Source organism: Paraburkholderia bonniea (genome assembly GCF_009455625.1).
In the GTDB taxonomy this organism is placed as follows: Bacteria; Pseudomonadota; Gammaproteobacteria; order Burkholderiales; family Burkholderiaceae; genus Paraburkholderia; species Paraburkholderia bonniea.
Window position 1 is genome coordinate 1914839 of the sequence record NZ_QPEQ01000001.1, and the last position, 16530, is coordinate 1931368.

The 16530-nt window shown below is 52.5% G+C and carries 10 protein-coding genes, 2 pseudogenes and 1 CRISPR repeat array; of the genes and pseudogenes, 4 read left to right on the plus strand and 8 right to left on the minus strand.

Annotated features, from left to right (window positions below):
* The first annotated feature begins 1368 nt into the window (after positions 1-1368).
* Positions 1369-1968: a hypothetical protein gene (locus tag GH656_RS08350; protein ID WP_153075450.1), complete on the plus strand. Its 600-nt coding sequence runs from the start codon at positions 1369-1371 to the stop codon at positions 1966-1968.
* 285 nt (positions 1969-2253) lie between these two features.
* On the opposite strand, the pseudogene GH656_RS08355 reads toward GH656_RS08350, so the two are convergent.
* The 4 genes and pseudogenes from GH656_RS08355 to GH656_RS08365 form a co-directional block, all read right to left on the minus strand.
* Positions 2254-3035: pseudogene (locus tag GH656_RS08355) on the minus strand (IS5 family transposase); the annotation flags it as partial.
* 344 nt (positions 3036-3379) lie between these two features.
* Positions 3380-3826 (minus strand): DUF6988 family protein, encoded by a 447-nt coding sequence (locus tag GH656_RS18285; RefSeq protein ID WP_425495856.1) that lies wholly within the window; start codon positions 3824-3826, stop codon positions 3380-3382.
* Positions 3827-3901: 75 nt separating this feature from the next.
* The gene (locus GH656_RS08360) at positions 3902-4273 is read right to left on the minus strand and encodes a type II toxin-antitoxin system VapC family toxin (protein WP_153075451.1); all 372 of its coding nucleotides are present in this window, start codon (positions 4271-4273) and stop codon (positions 3902-3904) included.
* A complete protein-coding gene (locus GH656_RS08365) occupies positions 4270-4467 on the minus strand; it encodes a type II toxin-antitoxin system VapB family antitoxin (protein ID WP_153075452.1) in 198 nt (65 codons plus the stop codon). The genes GH656_RS08360 and GH656_RS08365 overlap by 4 nt, the downstream gene beginning before the upstream one ends.
* 131 nt (positions 4468-4598) lie before the next feature.
* Here GH656_RS08365 and GH656_RS08370 point away from each other — a divergent pair.
* A pseudogene (locus tag GH656_RS08370) lies at positions 4599-5685 on the plus strand (IS3 family transposase).
* A 202-nt stretch (positions 5686-5887) separates the two neighbouring features.
* Here GH656_RS08370 and ycaO read toward each other — a convergent pair.
* From ycaO to GH656_RS17895, 3 genes are all read right to left on the minus strand, one after another.
* A complete protein-coding gene (gene ycaO / locus GH656_RS08375; protein ID WP_153075453.1) occupies positions 5888-7630 on the minus strand; it encodes a 30S ribosomal protein S12 methylthiotransferase accessory factor YcaO in 1743 nt (580 codons plus the stop codon).
* Between the two features lie 553 nt (positions 7631-8183).
* Positions 8184-9455 carry a DUF1214 domain-containing protein gene (locus tag GH656_RS08380; protein ID WP_153075454.1) on the minus strand — a complete coding sequence of 424 codons (1272 nt, stop codon included), beginning with the start codon at positions 9453-9455 and terminating at the stop codon, positions 8184-8186.
* A gap of 783 nt (positions 9456-10238) precedes the next feature.
* A CRISPR array of direct repeats spans positions 10239-11166; the repeat unit is 28 nt; unit sequence GTTTGCTGCCGCGTAGGCAGCTTAGAAA.
* A 158-nt stretch (positions 11167-11324) separates the two neighbouring features.
* A complete protein-coding gene (locus GH656_RS17895) occupies positions 11325-12974 on the minus strand; it encodes an NHL repeat-containing protein (protein WP_217352238.1) in 1650 nt (549 codons plus the stop codon).
* A gap of 864 nt (positions 12975-13838) precedes the next feature.
* Between GH656_RS17895 and GH656_RS08390 the strand changes: the two genes are divergently transcribed.
* Positions 13839-14978, plus strand: coding sequence for a branched-chain amino acid ABC transporter substrate-binding protein (locus tag GH656_RS08390; protein WP_246184235.1), 1140 nt, complete (start codon positions 13839-13841; stop codon positions 14976-14978).
* A 153-nt stretch (positions 14979-15131) separates the two neighbouring features.
* The gene (locus GH656_RS08395) at positions 15132-15629 is read left to right on the plus strand and encodes a hypothetical protein (protein WP_174769717.1); all 498 of its coding nucleotides are present in this window, start codon (positions 15132-15134) and stop codon (positions 15627-15629) included.
* A gap of 332 nt (positions 15630-15961) precedes the next feature.
* Here GH656_RS08395 and GH656_RS08400 read toward each other — a convergent pair whose 3' ends face one another.
* Positions 15962-16486, minus strand: coding sequence for a VOC family protein (locus tag GH656_RS08400; protein ID WP_343039008.1), 525 nt, complete (start codon positions 16484-16486; stop codon positions 15962-15964).
* Positions 16487-16530 lie beyond the last annotated feature (44 nt).

A 16530-nucleotide genomic window follows, 5' to 3' on the forward strand; every position in this document is an offset into this window, starting at 1 on the left:
CGCCACGAATGCCACAGCGCATTGCTGGCGCAGCAACTGCGAACAGCGATCAAACGCCATCGCTCTGCCGGCCAAAGCCGGAAGCAACAGCCAGGATGGCGCAACATCAACCGCCCTTGTGCACAGATCCCGCGCCTGTCACCCAAAGCCAGATCCGGCGATTCATGTGAAAGACATGGCGCACGGATTTGGTACAGCTTATATCTCTGATAAAGCAGGCATTTTAAGCTCGCGTCAATTAATCCACATCACGGAACCAAAACGCATATATCGTTACTCAGCATGCGCCCCATTTAAAACCCCGGATTAATCATGACAAAATCCTATAACACCAGCATTTCAACTACCGCCAAGTATAATTTTAGACGGCCTGACAATCAGGTGACTAATAATCACCCACATTTCCACTCTAAAAATCCAGACCAAAATCAAGACAATGGCTACTGGAATTAGCCACATCCAGTTAACCAGCAATATAATTTCGGATTTTTTTCTCCGCAACACTCGCAGCCCGGCATTTATTTTTCAAATCCGGCTCCGGCACTTTATCCTCAATATCAGGACCCTCGCGCCAGCTTTCATTCAAACTGGTCTCACTCCCAGGTTTCGTCCCCTCCCCTAAAACAGCGGCACTTACAAACCGAAACGAAAATACTAAACAATCGCACCCACCCTTATCAACGTGGCAAGCAAAACAGCAACACCAACCCATATCAGACAGACAATAATTCAAACCAACTTTCCAAAATAAAAATAATTACAATTTTACAGCAACAGAACTAATATCCGAACTTAACCGCTATATAAAGCACGCAAATGAAAATTTGTTCGCGCCGAACCCTCTCCTTCTCAATATAAATCTCGAAGCAATATTAGAAATATCTGAGCCAGAAAAAAGACACTGAAGGTTATTTATTTGACTCTTACGAATTAATTTGCGACTTTATTCTCGAACATAAAAATACCCTGCCATCCACGTTACCGGCCAAACTGCTAGCCAGTATCCAGAATCATGAAAATTCAGACGTCCAGCTGAAAGCGCTGGAAACAGCTATTAAATTTCTCCGCGAGCAAAAATATCGCATCATCAGTCCGATAGAGGTAAATAATCTCACGCTTTTTGCCGGCAAAATTAAAATTGCTCGTGCCAATTTTCCTGAAATTGTTGCCAATTGTGACGCTATTTTTGAATATCTCACCACAAATGCAAAAACAGAAAAATGGACCAGGAAAACAATTTCTCAACATACTGCCAATGCACGTCTGATCGGCTCAGCTGATTTAATCAATGAGGCATTCAATTTTATGAACCGCATAATCAGCTCCCACAATACCAATGCCAACCCCAATTCCAGATTAACCAAGTGCATGAAATATATTGAACTCCTCCAATTTTCCGCTGAAATCAAGGGTGCCGATGTTGTTCGAGAAAAATTGGCCACCATCATTCCACGTGCATCACCCTTAACTTTAAACAAATCTTTAATGGCTATTGCGCATGCTACTGAATCCGAAGAATCAAAGATGCTAGTCAAGGCCTGCATCGGCACATTCGAATATCTACGGGAAAAAAATTGCTACTTCGAAAATTTTATAACGTATGTTTTTGCAGAAGACACCCAAAAACTCTCCAGCGCCTCAATTGATCGCCTGCTTTCAATCCTTGCCAAAGAGATTAATAATTTTCACAACCTAGATCATAAAATACTGCTTAATCTCAGTCAATCATTGAAATTCTGCACCATCACCCCTGGCCTCATTGATATTTTTGGTGTCATTTCGAAAAAAATATGCTCTCCATCTACCGTTACTCAAACAGAACTCCAAGAACCAGAAAATTCTCTCAAGAAAAATACCCAGCATATTGCCACTGATTTTTCCGAAAATTCATCTGAAATTAAATATTCACTTGATTATATTTTTAAATCAATCGAGTTAAATATAAATAGACTGGCAGCACAGACATAACAGGAATTCGACCCCGACGGAAAGATAAACGAGCGCATTGTCGAGGTGCTTGAAAAGCGATACAAAGATCGACACTACGCATACCTGGCCTCGCTCAACGGGGGGTGTTCGCAGGCACACAGCGCCTGCGAACACCCCCTGTCACCATCGAAAAACAGCGCAAGCCTGTACCCGGTTGATATCCATCAGCCAGTTTCGACACTTCAACTGCGCCTGGTTACCTGGTTTTAAGCCGCTTAAGAAGCTGTTGCGAAATGAGTTAAACCAAGGCTTGAGGTGGGTCCGGCAAATCAAGGCGCAGGCTAACGAGAGGAAAGCCTCGTGGAGATGAGCGTAGCGTTCATAGCGAATCTTCAGGCGTTGAAACGAGTGAAGCCAGACAATCCAACGCTCGACTAGCCAACGCGTTTTGCCGAGTCCGCTGCCATGGAGCGAGCCAATTTTTGCGAGCACGGGTGTGATGCCACGTTCGCGCAAGCGCTGCCGATGTGGCTCGGAACTGTAGCCCCGGTCGCTCTGAACGATTTGCGGCTTGTGCAGGGGGACGGCCACGTTTGCCCCGGATGTGTGGGATCGCATCGACGAGTGCATCGAGCTGCGTAATGTCGTGGCGCTTTGCGCCGGTCAGGATGACTGCGAGCGGGATGCCTTGGGCGTCGACGATGAGGTGGTGCTTGCTGCCGAACTTGCGCCGGTCCGTGGGATTCGGGCCGGTTTTTTCCCGCCAGCATGGCGCGAATTGATGAGCTGTCGATGATGGCACGCGTTAAGTCGATTTCGCCACGGCGGCATAGTTCGGCCGGCAGCGTTTCATGGATACGTTGCCAGACACCGGCCTTCTGCCATGCGACGAGCCGTCGCCAGCAGGTGGTGCCTGAGCCGCAACCCATTTCCTGCGGCAGCAGGTTCCACGCAATGCCCAAGCGCAGCACGAACACGATGCCCGTCAGCACGGCTCGGTCTGGCGTCGGTTTGCGGCCCGCGTACTAGCGATTGCGTGGGGCTCGCGCGGGCAGCAGCGGTTCGATGAGTGACCACAATTCGTCGTCTATCAGTTCTTTCGGCATCGCTTCCTGTCAGGCAAAACAAAACAGAAAGTTAACAGACCCAAAACATAATTTCGCAACAGCTTCTAAGGGAGTGCGATCACGCATTCCAATTTCGTCCAGCCTTCCATACTCGCTTCGCTGTGCATGTTGGTGATCCATGCCCCATCGGGGTACATCGGGGTACGAACAAAAACACAGCGAGTTGTCAACGGACAGTATCTTGTCCGCAGCCGGCGACCAGTCCAGTCCGTTCGCAAGCGTGACTTTCGCTAGTTAAACTATCTGAGGGGTAACGAGCATCCGGCCTCCTAGCCTACTGACTCGAATTCATTCCCCTTTTCACTGGTCGAAATGTTTTTTCGTCAAATCCGGCTATATACAGCTTGAAAGATGTTTCGATGTCGATCAAAAAGACTGGTCTGCAGCGCTTTGACCTGGATTGATCCACCATCAGTGAACACACACATGTTCGGCCATGCATCCTGCTTTACCTGCGGTATCAAACCACCGATTTCATCTGCCGACGTTTCAAGATCCTTAACCAGGCTGTTCATATCAGGTAGATTTTTACCTGCAACGAACGTCGCAAGTTGGTCTTCTTGTGCACAAACGGCATACCAACACCTGCGGACATATGCTTCGAATTGCGGCCGGTATAGAGCGAACGCAGACCTCCGAACGCCACGCTCGATTAGAACGTGACCGCCCCTGTGATGTTCGATGCAAAGATGATGCAACGAAACGGCCACACGGGCGCGAAGCGTCGTCTCAAACGCGACATCATCTATAAGAGTTACGCACGCGTTCATCCAGTCACCTGAACGCTTCAGGGCGTCGGTAAGAGTCTGCTCCTAGTCCGTAATGGTCATCGACCTTGCCGTTATCTAGTGCGCCAGCATTGCACCGAGATTGAGTTCATCGGCAACCTTCTTCAATCGCTTATCGCGCGTCCAGATGGTAATGCCGGGTTGTAGGCGCGCGGACGCCAGCAGTGACGTGTCGACGTATCCGATTCCGCGATTGAACAAGCCTTCGCGCTCGATCAGATAAAACGTCTCATCCGGTGTTGCAACAGGAGCGCGCGGCAGGTCGAGCAACGCGCCAAGCACGACATCACGGGAACGCAAACTACCGAGCGAAATCTCGCCTATCACATAGGGATGAGCCAGCACGCGCTCCTCGGCAAGCAGGGTAATCAACATAGGATCAGAAGCGTTGATGTGGTCGATCCAGACTGACGTATCAACGAGAATCATTCGGCGTTCTGCCGGCGACGCGGTGCGGCCTTGATGCCCGGTTGGCTACCGCCAAGATTTGCGAGTCGTTTCGCGGCTTCACGCTGGATCAGGGCCTTTAGCGCTTCGCGCACGAGCGCCGTTTTTTCCTTCACGCCCGTATAGGCTTGAGCCTTGGCGATCAAGTCGTCATCAAGCGCAATAGTCGTACGCATGGGAATCTCCATAAAATTAAGCACGAATCATAGCATCGCTTGATGCTTTCAATGGTGCGCTGGCATTCCCCCGAAAAGCAAGCGTCGTGGGAGGTAGAGTTTCCTGGTAACGGAAGGATAGGAAGTTCTGCATGAAGACCTCTCGATTTACAGACAGCCAAATCATCGCCATTTTGAAGCAGGCCAAAGCCGGCACACCAGTACCGGAGCTATGCCGAGAACACGGCATGAGCAGCGCGAGCTGCTACAAATGGCGAGCCAGGTACGGTGGCATGGACGCGGCGTTGATGACGCGCATGAAGGAGCTCGAAGCCGAGAACGCCAGGCTCAAGAAGATGTACGCCGAGGAGCGCCTAAAGGCCGATATCCTGAAGGAAGCCATCGAAAAAAGTGGTGAGGCCATCTCATCGACGCGAGATGGCCATGCGTGCAGTCAAGGAGTTTGGCGTATCGATCAAGACCGCTTGCGCGACGTTTGGCGTGAGTGAGACCTGTTATCGGTATCGAGCCCAGCATTCGGCGCAGAACGAGGTCATTGCTAACTGACTGGTCAAGCTCACCGACAGCCAGCGCAATTGGGGCTTCGGCCTGTGCTTTCTGTATCTGCGTAACGTCAAAGGCTTCGGCTGGAACCATAAGCGCGTGTATCGCAGATACCGGGGGTTGGAGCTGAACCTGCGCATCAAGCCACGCAAGCGGTTGATGCGCAAGCAGCCTGAGCCCTTGGCAGTCTCGTCAGCCTTGAACCAAAGCTAGTCGATGAATTTCCTGCACGATCAACGGGCTGATGGCCGTAGTTTCCGACTGTTCAACGTGATCGACGACTTCAATCGCGAAGGATTGTGCCTCGACGTGGACTTCTCGATGCCGTCGCCCCGGGTGATCCGCACCTTGGATCAGGTCATTGAGTGGCAGGGCTGTCCAACGGGGATTCGTTGCGACAACGGCCCCGAATACGTCAGCGACGCGCTCAGGGACTGGGCGCAAAAGCGAGGAATCAAGCTGTAGTTCATTCAGCCAGGAAAGTCTCAGCAGAACGCCTGCATCGAGCGATACAACAGAACGGTTCGATACGATTGGCTGGCGCACTATCTGTTCGAAACCATCGCAGAAGTCCAGGATTACGCCACGAAATGGTTGCGGTCTTACAATCATGAACGCCCAAACATGGTGCTCGGTGGCATAACCCCGGAACAGCGATCGGCCATAGCGGCTTAGCCTCTACCTCTAGCGACACTTAGAAATGGGGGATACCTAGCAGCGGTTCAATCAGTAACCACAATTCGTCGTCTATCAGTTCTTTCGGCATCGCTTCCTGTCAGGCAAAACAAAACAGAAAGTTAACAGACCCAAAACATAATTTCGCAACAGCTTCTAAAACCGCTTAATCCGCCACCAGCCCCGCACACGTCCCTCGTTTTCAGGTCGCAGCCGTCGCAGCAAACAACTTGTCGTAAGCCGCAAGCAAATTACTGTGCATCGCGCTGCCCTCGAAATCCGCACCGAGCGAGACCAGACCAAAGAATCGCTCCTTGCGCGCCACTAGCGCTTGCGCCTGACGCAGTGTTTCCGCGCCATACAGCAACGTCAGCGAATGCGTGAAATTGGCCGGCGTATCGAGCTTGAGCAGCGCTTCGACACACCGGTAAACCAGCCAGCGTCCCCGGTTCATCTGGCGGTAATGGTGAATCCAGTCACAGCCTTCGCGCGCGGTCTCCGCATCACCAAGCGCCAGCGCCAGCAAGGTCTTGAGCTCACCGATGCGCAGTTCTTTCCAGGCCGTCCCCAGCGGTACGGCAAGACCGAGAATTTCCCAGAGCGGCCGCTCATCGCCAAGATTCATCGTCTGCAGCTCATCAAGCAGCGCGCGGCACTCGTCATCGTCAAGCTCGTTCAAACGCACCAGTGCAGGACGGATGTCGTTACCCACGCTGTTGTTCTCCCATTGCAGGTCTTCCACCGGATAAATCTCCGACATGCCTGGTACGAGAATCCGGCAAGCATAGGCGCCGAGTTCTTCAAAATCGGCAACGTATACGTCTTTCTCTTCGTCAGCGAGGCAGGCACACAACCAGTCGTAATCTTCCTGTGTCGTCGCACTGAAATTCCAGTCGGCGAATTCATAGTCCGGTTTGTCGCTCAGGAAATTCCAGCTCACCACGCCGCTCGAATCGACAAAGTGAATCTCCAGATTCGACACAGCGGCAATCTCTTCCATGTCGAAACCGGGCTCCGGAAAGTCTTCCAGTGATTCGAGCGAGCGGCCTTGCAGCAATTCGGTCAGCGCGCGCTCCAGTGCGATTTCGAAACGCGGATGCGCGCCGAAGCTCGGGAACACCCCCTGATCCTTTGGATGCAGCAAGGTCACGTTCATCACCGGGTAGCGGCCACCCAGCGACGCGTCTTTGATCAGGATGCCGAAGCCCGCGTCGCGCAACGACTTCACACCAGCGGCAATGCTCGGGTAACGCGCAATCACTGCTTCCGGCACATCGGGAAGACACAGGCCCTCGCTGATGATGCGGTATTTGACCTGGCGCTCGAAGATCTCGGACAACGCCTGAGTGCGTGCTTCCAGTTTGGTATTGCCCGCCGACATGCCGTTACTGACATACAGGTTGCCAATGATGTTCACCGGGAACCATGTCGTCGCACCGTCTCGCAGACGGGTATAAGGCAGCGCGCAAATGCCGCGCTCCACGTTACCGGAGTTCAGATCGACCACCACCGAGCCGTCGATATCGCTGTCCGGGTTATAGAACGCGTGCAACTCAGGGTTCAGCAATTCCGCTGGCCATGCGCCGTCTTCGGTGGGAGCAAACCAGCGCTCCTGCGGGTAGTGAACGAAGGGACGGTTGGCCCGGGTTGCGCCAAGATAAAAATGCGTCCAGAAATAATGGCAGCCCAGGCGCTCGATGAATTCGCCAATTGCGCTGGCACGGGCCGCCAGTTCCGAGGCACCCTTGCCGTTGGTGAACAACATGGGACACGCCTTGTCGCGCATATGGCACGACCAGATGTTTTCGGCCGGATTGAGCCACGAGCTTTCTTCGAGGAAAAAGCCACGCGCCGCCAGCTTCTGCTGCATGGTGGCAATGGAAAATTCCAGAGATGCGTCCTTGCCGGAAATGAAGCTTTCGTTTTTGAAGCCTTCGGTTTGCATGAGGGAGTGCCTTGATTGATTGGGCTCAATGGCTGAAATAAATTCAGAAATCGTGACGCTCTCGCGTCCAGGGTCAGACATGAATGCAAAAAGCCCGCAGTGACGCGGGCGTCTGAATTGTGCTGCACGTCAGTTGCATGCAATTTGCGTTATTGCGAGAAATTAAATTATTCGCTTCAATGGTCAATTTTTATTGGCGAATTAAATATTTAATTTGCCAGTTCGCAATGTTTTTATTCAAACACTGCATGCCAATGCGATAAAAAAATTCTATTTAAAAAGCATTCAAGGATTGTTTGCGCGGTCATGGGCGGAGCTATGTTGAGGAGGATTCCTGGCACGCTTTCGTCCATGCCAGTGCATGGCCTTCATCGGCAACGTTGTTCGAACGGGCCATCTATCGGTCGGTACCACGAGCCATGAGGGGGATCGGCAACGGCCGGATTATACGTGCTGCATGCGCCGTGCCAACCCCGATGAGCCAACTACCGGTTGAGTTCAGCCAGCCGCAGACACGCCTCGGCAGGCCAAACCTTGAGCCCCCTCTGCGTCATTACTTCACATTCACGATCGGCGCTGGAAACCACTGACCTTGCTGGACCTCAGCCTTCGGCACATAGGTGCGGAAATTCAACGAAAAGCCCTTGCCATCCGGCGTAGGCAGCCAGTTGCTTTGAGGCGCATTTTTCGGCTTGACTGGTGCCAGCCAGATACTCGTGCTGCCATCCGGATTTGGCTTCAGATGCGACACGTTGTTCAGGTTGTAGCGATGCAGCGCATTGGGCACGACACGATAATCCGGCACGCTATACAACGTGACAGACCAGAACCCATTGACATGCGCATCCGGTTTTTCGCCCTTCGGGAAACGGATCTCGTAGGTCTTGCTGCCATCGAGGGGTTGATTGTCGCTATCGTTCAGGCCAACAAAATAAATCGCTTCGCTGATGACATTGGCCCACAACCCACCGTAGTTGACTATGTCGCGCGCCACATAGTCGTCACCAAATTTGCCTGCGACATACGTCACCGACCAGCCGCCCTTCTGCGTGCCAAAGCCCTTGGCGTGCTGCAGGAAACCTTGGGCAGCTTTCGTCTTGACGACATCCCCCACCCGCTTGCGGGCCGCGTCACTACTCTTCAGATAATTAGCGACGTTGAGTGCCATTGCCTGATACTCGGCAGCCTTCGGCATGGCATCGGGATAGGTGGCGAGGACTTCACTGACGTGATCGAAAATCTCAGCCCCAATAGGTGCAGCCGGAGTAAACGACGGTACCGGGAAAGGCGGCTCAATCTTTATGTCAGGTGCGGCATCCACCGTGAACTGATGCTGTAATTTCACCGCCGTTTTTGCTGAGTCTTTAAGTTCGACGCGCGCCAGAAGTTTGGCTTTAGCCGACGGCAATTCGATTTTGACCGCGTCAGACGGCACCGGTGGATTAGTGCCTTTTATCACCAGCGCGAACTTGCCATATGGATGATCCGGATAAGTGCGCTCATTGATGTTGGTAATAACCTCACCCCACCCGTCAAGCAATTGCGCGGTGTAATAACGGCCGGTTATTTTTGGCACATTCAGGATGACCGCATGATCTGGGTCCACCGCGAGCCAGGCTTCCAGATAAGCCACATCCAGATTGGGATTCACAAACTGAGCTGAGCCGAGCGGATTGTATTTAATCTTGTTGTAGCCCGCTTTCTCGACATTGATGTCGTAATTTTCTTGCTGCAGCACCAGATAACGCCCATACAAATAATTCCATGCGGCCACGATCTGATCGTCGGAGGGAACGCTGGCATTGGCCGTTGTGGCTGCGTTCATGCTAGTTGCCGGACTAGTGCCCGACGAGCTGCAGGCCACTACACCCACACCAATCAAACTAGCGGCAATCAGGGAAAGCGTCCATCGGGTAGCATTGGCAGCGTCTCGCATTGAATTACTCCTTTTTAAATGGGTGGCGGCCATCTTACACTCAATCTCAAAATAGTGACAGGGCATCGCTATTCTATTTTTGATGCTTCGGCTTAGGTGTTTTTAAGGGAATTTTTTATTCTTTTAGGGGAGGATTTTTGGTTGATTTTTGGTGAATTAGTTTGATGTTTTGGTGGTGGATATTTTATTCATTTTAGTTAGATTTCTATGCGGCGTTATTTATTAAATGAAATGTGACAGGGATAAAACACGGGGGATGCTGCTCTCGCCGTGTTATCGGGCTGTGCGGCCGCTGTTGCATGATCCGGTGGGCTGACGCATCAGGTTCGGCCCGACGTGATCCATGTCAGTGTTACTCAACGCTCTGAGCTCCTGATTTGCACGGTAGAACCCTGGTTGGATGTGTCTGTTGTTTGTTGTCGGCTGTCGGATCTAGCTTGGTCGCTATCGGATGCCTCGGCAGCAGGTAGACGCCGCGAGCGGCGATGGCATGCGCCTCCACAGCAACTGGTGGATCTATCGGCGTACGGTCTTTGAGTTACACCCTTTTTCTGGGAGGCTTTTTATTTCTTTTTAAATCAATGGGTTAAGGAAGAGGGAATAATTTGGAGAATGCTTGCCTGCAGATGGGGTTTTTGAGGAGAATCAAGGCCTTGTGGTTTGAATTGGCTAGTTTGCTGCCGCGTAGGCAGCTTAGAAACAAGAGTGACTTTATCGAGAGTCACATTTTTTGTTTGCTGCCGCGTAGGCAGCTTAGAAAGTCCCGTTCGATCAAGATCGTTGACGAAGTGTGTTTGCTGCCGCGTAGGCAGCTTAGAAAACTCTCGGCACCACGCCGCGACGGGCCAGCGCGTTTGCTGCCGCGTAGGCAGCTTAGAAATACCTGATACGGCGCGACGCGCCTCAAAAATTGTTTGCTGCCGCGTAGGCAGCTTAGAAAAAAATGTCATTGTAGTTTTGCACAGCGACATCGTTTGCTGCCGCGTAGGCAGCTTAGAAAACTGCAGAACGGGCACGGCTGAAGCGTCAAGTGTTTGCTGCCGCGTAGGCAGCTTAGAAAAGTCGCCATTAGGCCGCGTCATAGTCAGGCTCGTTTGCTGCCGCGTAGGCAGCTTAGAAATTGGGCAAAAATTATCAGCGAGGTCGCCACAAGTTTGCTGCCGCGTAGGCAGCTTAGAAAGGAACGCGCTCGCGCACGGGAACAATCGCCGGGTTTACTGCCGCGTAGGCAGCTTAGAAAAAATGTTCAGGTGACGGCATGACCGCCCTCAAGTTTGCTGCCGCGTAGGCAGCTTAGAAATCGACGCGGACGGGCACGCGCAAGGCCGGCATGTTTGCTGCCGCGTAGGCAGCTTAGAAACGCGAAACAAAATAGTTAAACCTGCGCAGCAAGTTTGCTGCCGCGTAGGCAGCTTAGAAAGCCGAGAAACTGCATGTCGGGCAAACTCCCGAGTTTGCTGCCGCGTAGGCAGCTTAGAAATTGATATGAGTGAACACGCGCGCGATGTGGTGGTTTGCTGCCGCGTAGGCAGCTTAGAAATCGCCTTCCCGATCCGGGTCAGTGGCAAAGTAGTTCGCTGCCGCGTAGGCAGCTTAGAAAATGTTCGGGCGGCTATGGGTCATTCGTCTTGTATTTTCTGCCGCCCCAACAGCTTAAAAATACGAAAAAACCACGCTCACTCCCCCGGCAGCATCTACAAGCCCCCCATACCAACCCCCAACCCCGCGAGCCCCATTACCTACACCAGCACACACAACTCAAGGCGCTGGAACAGGTGTGATTTTGCGGATGAGATGATTCGCCTGGTCCGCCACATAAAGATTGCCATCAGCATCAATAGCCAGACCTATCGGGTTAGCAAACCTCGCTTGACCACCTACGCCATCGGTCCAGCCATGGATGTCTGCGGCCCCGGCCAGCGTCGTCACCTCCCCTGCCGCAGTAATCTTTCGAATCAAGCTGTTGCCGGTTTCCGCCACGTACAAACTACCGCTAGCGTCGAAGGCTATCGCGCCTGGATTATCGAAAGACGCCGCGGTGCCACGAGCATTGAGAGCGCCTCGCTTACCCGATCCGGCGAATGTCGAAATCTCACCGGCTGGTGTGATCTTGCGAATCTTGTTGGCCAGTTCTGAAACATACACATTGCCGCTCGCATCCAACGCCAGAAAGACCGGCCTGCTCAAAGTAGCCACCGCACGATTGCCATCCAGCGAGCCGGACTCACCGGCCCTTCCCGCCAGCGTCGTGACAACGCCCTGTGGACTAATCCGGCGAATCAGATAGTTTCTAGAGTCTGCCACATAGACATTTCCATGGGCATCCAGAGCAAGGCCCATCGGGCTGTAAAACATCGCTTCCGTACCGATGCCATCCTGCGAGCCAAAATCTCCCGCCTTTCCAGCCAGCGTGGTAACGGCCCCTTGTGGTGTGATCTTGCGGATCACGTGAGCGTCCAGATCACTCACGTAAACATTGCCGCTGGCGTCGACTGCTATGCCAACCGGATAGTTGAACGTCGCCATCCGGCCATCAGTTGCATCCTGTGAACCTATCACCCCAAATTGTCCTGCCAGCGTTGTGGTGACGCCTGCTGGCGTGATCTTGCGGATGACGTGGTTGAACTGGTCCGTTACGTAGAGGTTTCCGTTAGCATCGCTTGCGACCCCGGTGGGCCAGTAAAAAGAGGCCTCGGAGCCTGTACCGTCTGCCATTCCATTCATGCCTGGTTGCCCCGACAACGTTGAAACTTGGGCCAGTGCCGCTTTACAGCTCACGCTCACACCGCTTACTTCAGCCGATGCCTTGTTGTCTGGCTGGGTCACGGTGCAGAACTGCCACGCGGGCTGCTTGCTCACCGTGACCGTATAGGTTGGGCCAGGCACGGGCGTAGCAAAGCTGAAGCTCCCATTGGCGCGCACGCTCAGGTCATCCGTGCCGTTATTGCGTAATTCCACGCGGGCACCTTCGGCCAGTCCACTCAGCGTGCCGCTCACTTTGAAAGACTGGGTGCCGTCGGCTACCAAAGATGTCAAAGCGGGCGTGAGCTGTGCGGATTGCGGCACAGCAAGTGATGCAGGAAGTAATGCAGGTGACGGTGCGGACGGTGAAGGCGGTGCAGATTGCGCCACAGGAAGTGATGCCGGCGACGGCGAGGATAAAGAGGGAGGGCTCAGTGGCTGAGCACCATCGCCAACAGAGACGCCACCACCGCACGCAGCCAGCATAAAAAGCAACATTGCAGCCGCCAGACGGCGAATGAACAACGGGATATTCGCCTGCAAACCATAGCTCACAGCAAAATAATTTAATGACATGGGAAATTTCCAATAATGGTTAGAGAGAGTATTTCCAGCGAGGCCAAACAACGGGAAAGCGGATAAATAGATTGAATTGATTATCGCCACGCGCCGTGAACGGCAGCCAAATCATGTGAATGGCTAACCATGCAAACGCCTTGCACTATGATTTTTCTGACCAATGGTATTCGCGGAGTATTCTCGGCGATTTTCAAGCCCAGCGCAGATCATCTACATTTTCTGGCTAATTTAATTTAGCGGGCACACCCGTAACGCAGCATGGCAAAATGCCATGCTGTCCAGATTCGCAAAATAAAAATTTAACCGGAGGTCCAGCATCAACTGATGCATGGCCTACTCCGTTTGACGACTCCGTTGATGACTTCGGCTAGTCATTTGCCGTAATGCATCGGTCTAGTTACCCCGCCCCAGAAAAAGCGCACCGCGGCACAACATCACCGCCTATAAAGGTTCAAGCCCAGCCTGCCGCAGCATTCTTCACGTCAGGATGGAACTGCTGGATTTAGTTTGTTACATAGCCCATGGTGATCAAACTGAGCTTTTTATGAACCCGGGAAACCTCATTTTTCAAATACAACAATCAGACATCAACCAGGCATAATTAAAACTACCGCGCTATGTAAAAACCCACCATGCCCCGTAATGATAAGGCCATAAAAAAATGGGGCTGCGCAAACCACGGCGCATCATACCTCATTTCAAAAAATGGCCTGCTGCAGATTTAATAACTAAAAATTGGGCTATTTTATGAAAAAAACTGGTACTACTGAATACTGCCCGGCAAAAACTGGCTTTAACTCAATTAAATATCAAGTAGTGAAATAACGATTTACACCCAGCCGGGAATAAGCAGCGTCTGAAATTCTTTACCACCCATTCTTAATTCCGAAACTTTTTAAGGTACTACTTATGAATCGTTTACTCGTTTTAAGTTGTACAGCTGCAGTCTTGATGAGCGCCTGTAGCAAACCGGCAGATAGCCCGAACGTTGCGGCAGCAGACGCGCCACTTATCGTCAAGATTGGCCAGGCGGGCCAGCTCACCGGGCCACAGGCGCATTTGGGCAAAGATAATGAATACGGCGTTGAGCTTGCGATCGAGACTCTGAATGCTGAGCAGCGCAAGATAGGCGGCCGGCGCGTTCAGTTCGAAATGGTGGCGGAAGATGATGCGGCCAGCCCGCAACAGGCGACCGTCGTGGCGCAGCATCTGGTTGATGAGCACGTTGCCGGTGTCATTGGCCACTGGAATTCGGGGACGACCATTCCTGCGTCGGCCATCTATGCCAGAGCGGGAATCCCGCAGATTTCGCCGTCCGCCACCAATCCGGCGTACACCAAGCAGGGCTTTAAAACGGCATTCCGTGACATCGCAAACGACACGGTCCAGAGCCAGGCGCTCGGACGCTTCGCTATGGCATTGCCGGGTGTCAAACGCATTGCGCTGATCGATGATCGCAGCGCGGCAAGCCAGGGCCAGGTGGATGAGTTCGAGCGTGCGGTCAAAACGCTGGGAGCGGACATCGTGGCGCATGAATATACGACCGATCATGCGGTCGATTTTCGTAGCATCTTGACGGGCATCAAGAACCTTCACCCGGATCTTGTTTTCTATGGGGGCATGGACGCGCAAGCTGGGCTCATGCTCAAGCAGATGCATGCGCTGGGTATCAAGGTGCCATTGCTGGGTGCCGATGGTATGCAAACGCCGCAGTTGATCGCGCTGGCAGGTGCCGAGGCGGCCGAGGGCACCTATGCCTCCAGTCCCGGCGCGCAAAAGAAAACGCTGCCAGGTTACGCCACTTTTGACAGACGTTTTCGTGAGCGCTTTAACACCGCTGTCCAGCTCTATGCGCCCAATAGCTACGACGCGACGATGGTGCTGGCTAATGCCATGCAGGCGGCGGGTTCAGCACAGCCGGCCGATTATTTGCCTGAGCTGGCAAAAACTGACTATGCCGGCATTACAGGACGTATCCGCTTTGATTCTGCCGGTGATATGCGCGGCAGTGCCATCACCGTGTATCAGGTCCAGCGCGGGGCCTGGCATCCAGTCAAAACGTTCCAGGGCAATGATGCTCAAACCGGCTGACACCAGGTGAGGTAGCCAGCGCGGCGGATAGCGTGCCCGCCGCGCTGTGCTTGTGCGGTGCCGATGCGCCCCGCACTAAAAAAATGCCGATGAACCGGAACAAACTGAAGTTTTCTGTTACTCAAATAATCTGAAAAACAACTGCCGTTCTGAATGGCAAACCGTCAGGCCTCGAATTTCTGTCACGCCAGAAAATTTTTAATCAAACAACAGGATATTTCAATGAAAATCTCAAATAATTTTTCTCTAATCCCTATTAGCTATGGGACCATTCCTGCAAGCAAAAATTACAATCCCATCTCAGACAATTCAGAAACTATTTCTGTAAACAACGAGAACAGAAAAACCTGGCAAGTCAGCGTCAAACAAAATGAAAAGCGCGCTGCCAATATTTCTGGATCACTAAAACTCATTTTAGGGGTCTGTTTAATCGCAAAAATATGTCTCACCAGCCCTCCCGACGGTGACTCTGGAATTGAAATGACGGGCCGCGTGGCAAATTACGCTATTAATCTGGTAATGGTTTGGGCAGCACTACACTGCGGCTTCAGTGGAGTCAAACACCTGCGTGAAGCCGCAAAAATAAATCCATATAACGAAGAAAATCAGCCTCTGGTTCACGAAAAAGAAAAAAATCAGCCCCCAGTTTAAAACAGCACGCTCAGAAGCAAAGCAGAGATTATTGGCCTATTTTTAAGCGATCTGGGAAAAATGGCCCGGCCACTTGGCGTTAGTGATACTGGTGGCACTGGCTATTCAGATAAATAAGAAAAATAAAAAAATAACGAGCTGGAAGCAAAATATTCGACATTTTCGCACTCCAGTGGGATGGGCGACAGCAGCGCCAATTGCTCTCGCCCATCTTCAGATTTTTTTGTGAAGCGTGAAATAGCGGTTATTCGATTTTATTAATCTGATATCCCAGGGCCCATCTCTATGTCTTCGTCCCGGATAAGCACTCCACGAAGTTTTTCAACGGCCGGCTAGTCAGCCTGCGAAAGCTGAAAAACATTTCCTTCGGGATCCTCTCCGTCGCACAGCAGCTGGGCGAAACCTTCATAGCGTTTCACGTCGCGCATTCGCACCCCGGCGCGCACGAGTTTCTCGCGTAATTCCGTCAGGCCCGAGTCCAGCGAAAAAACGATTTTTGCGTTCGAAGTGCTGGTGTGCACTGGCCGTTCGCGCCAGGGCTCGCCCACTCGGTGCAGGGCAAGCTCAATCGCACCGGCCTTCAGCACGGCCCATTCGTTTTCGCTTTCTTCGCTGAGCGGAAACCCGAAATGGGTTTGATAGAAGGACTTCAGCAACGCAACATCGCGGACATACAGCAGCAACCGGGACATAACAACTGGCATGGAAAGCTCCGAATCAGGTGGGACGGGTAACGCTCCCGGATTGTCAGGGTTATCGGCGATTTTGCTGGCGTGCACGATGGCCAGCGCACCTCGGGCCACAGGCCGCAAGCCGCAAGCCGCTGCCCGGTCAGCGAGCGCGGCCGGCTTTCTCAACGCCCTACCCCTAGCAGGCTGTTGAAAAACGTTCCAGAAGGGGG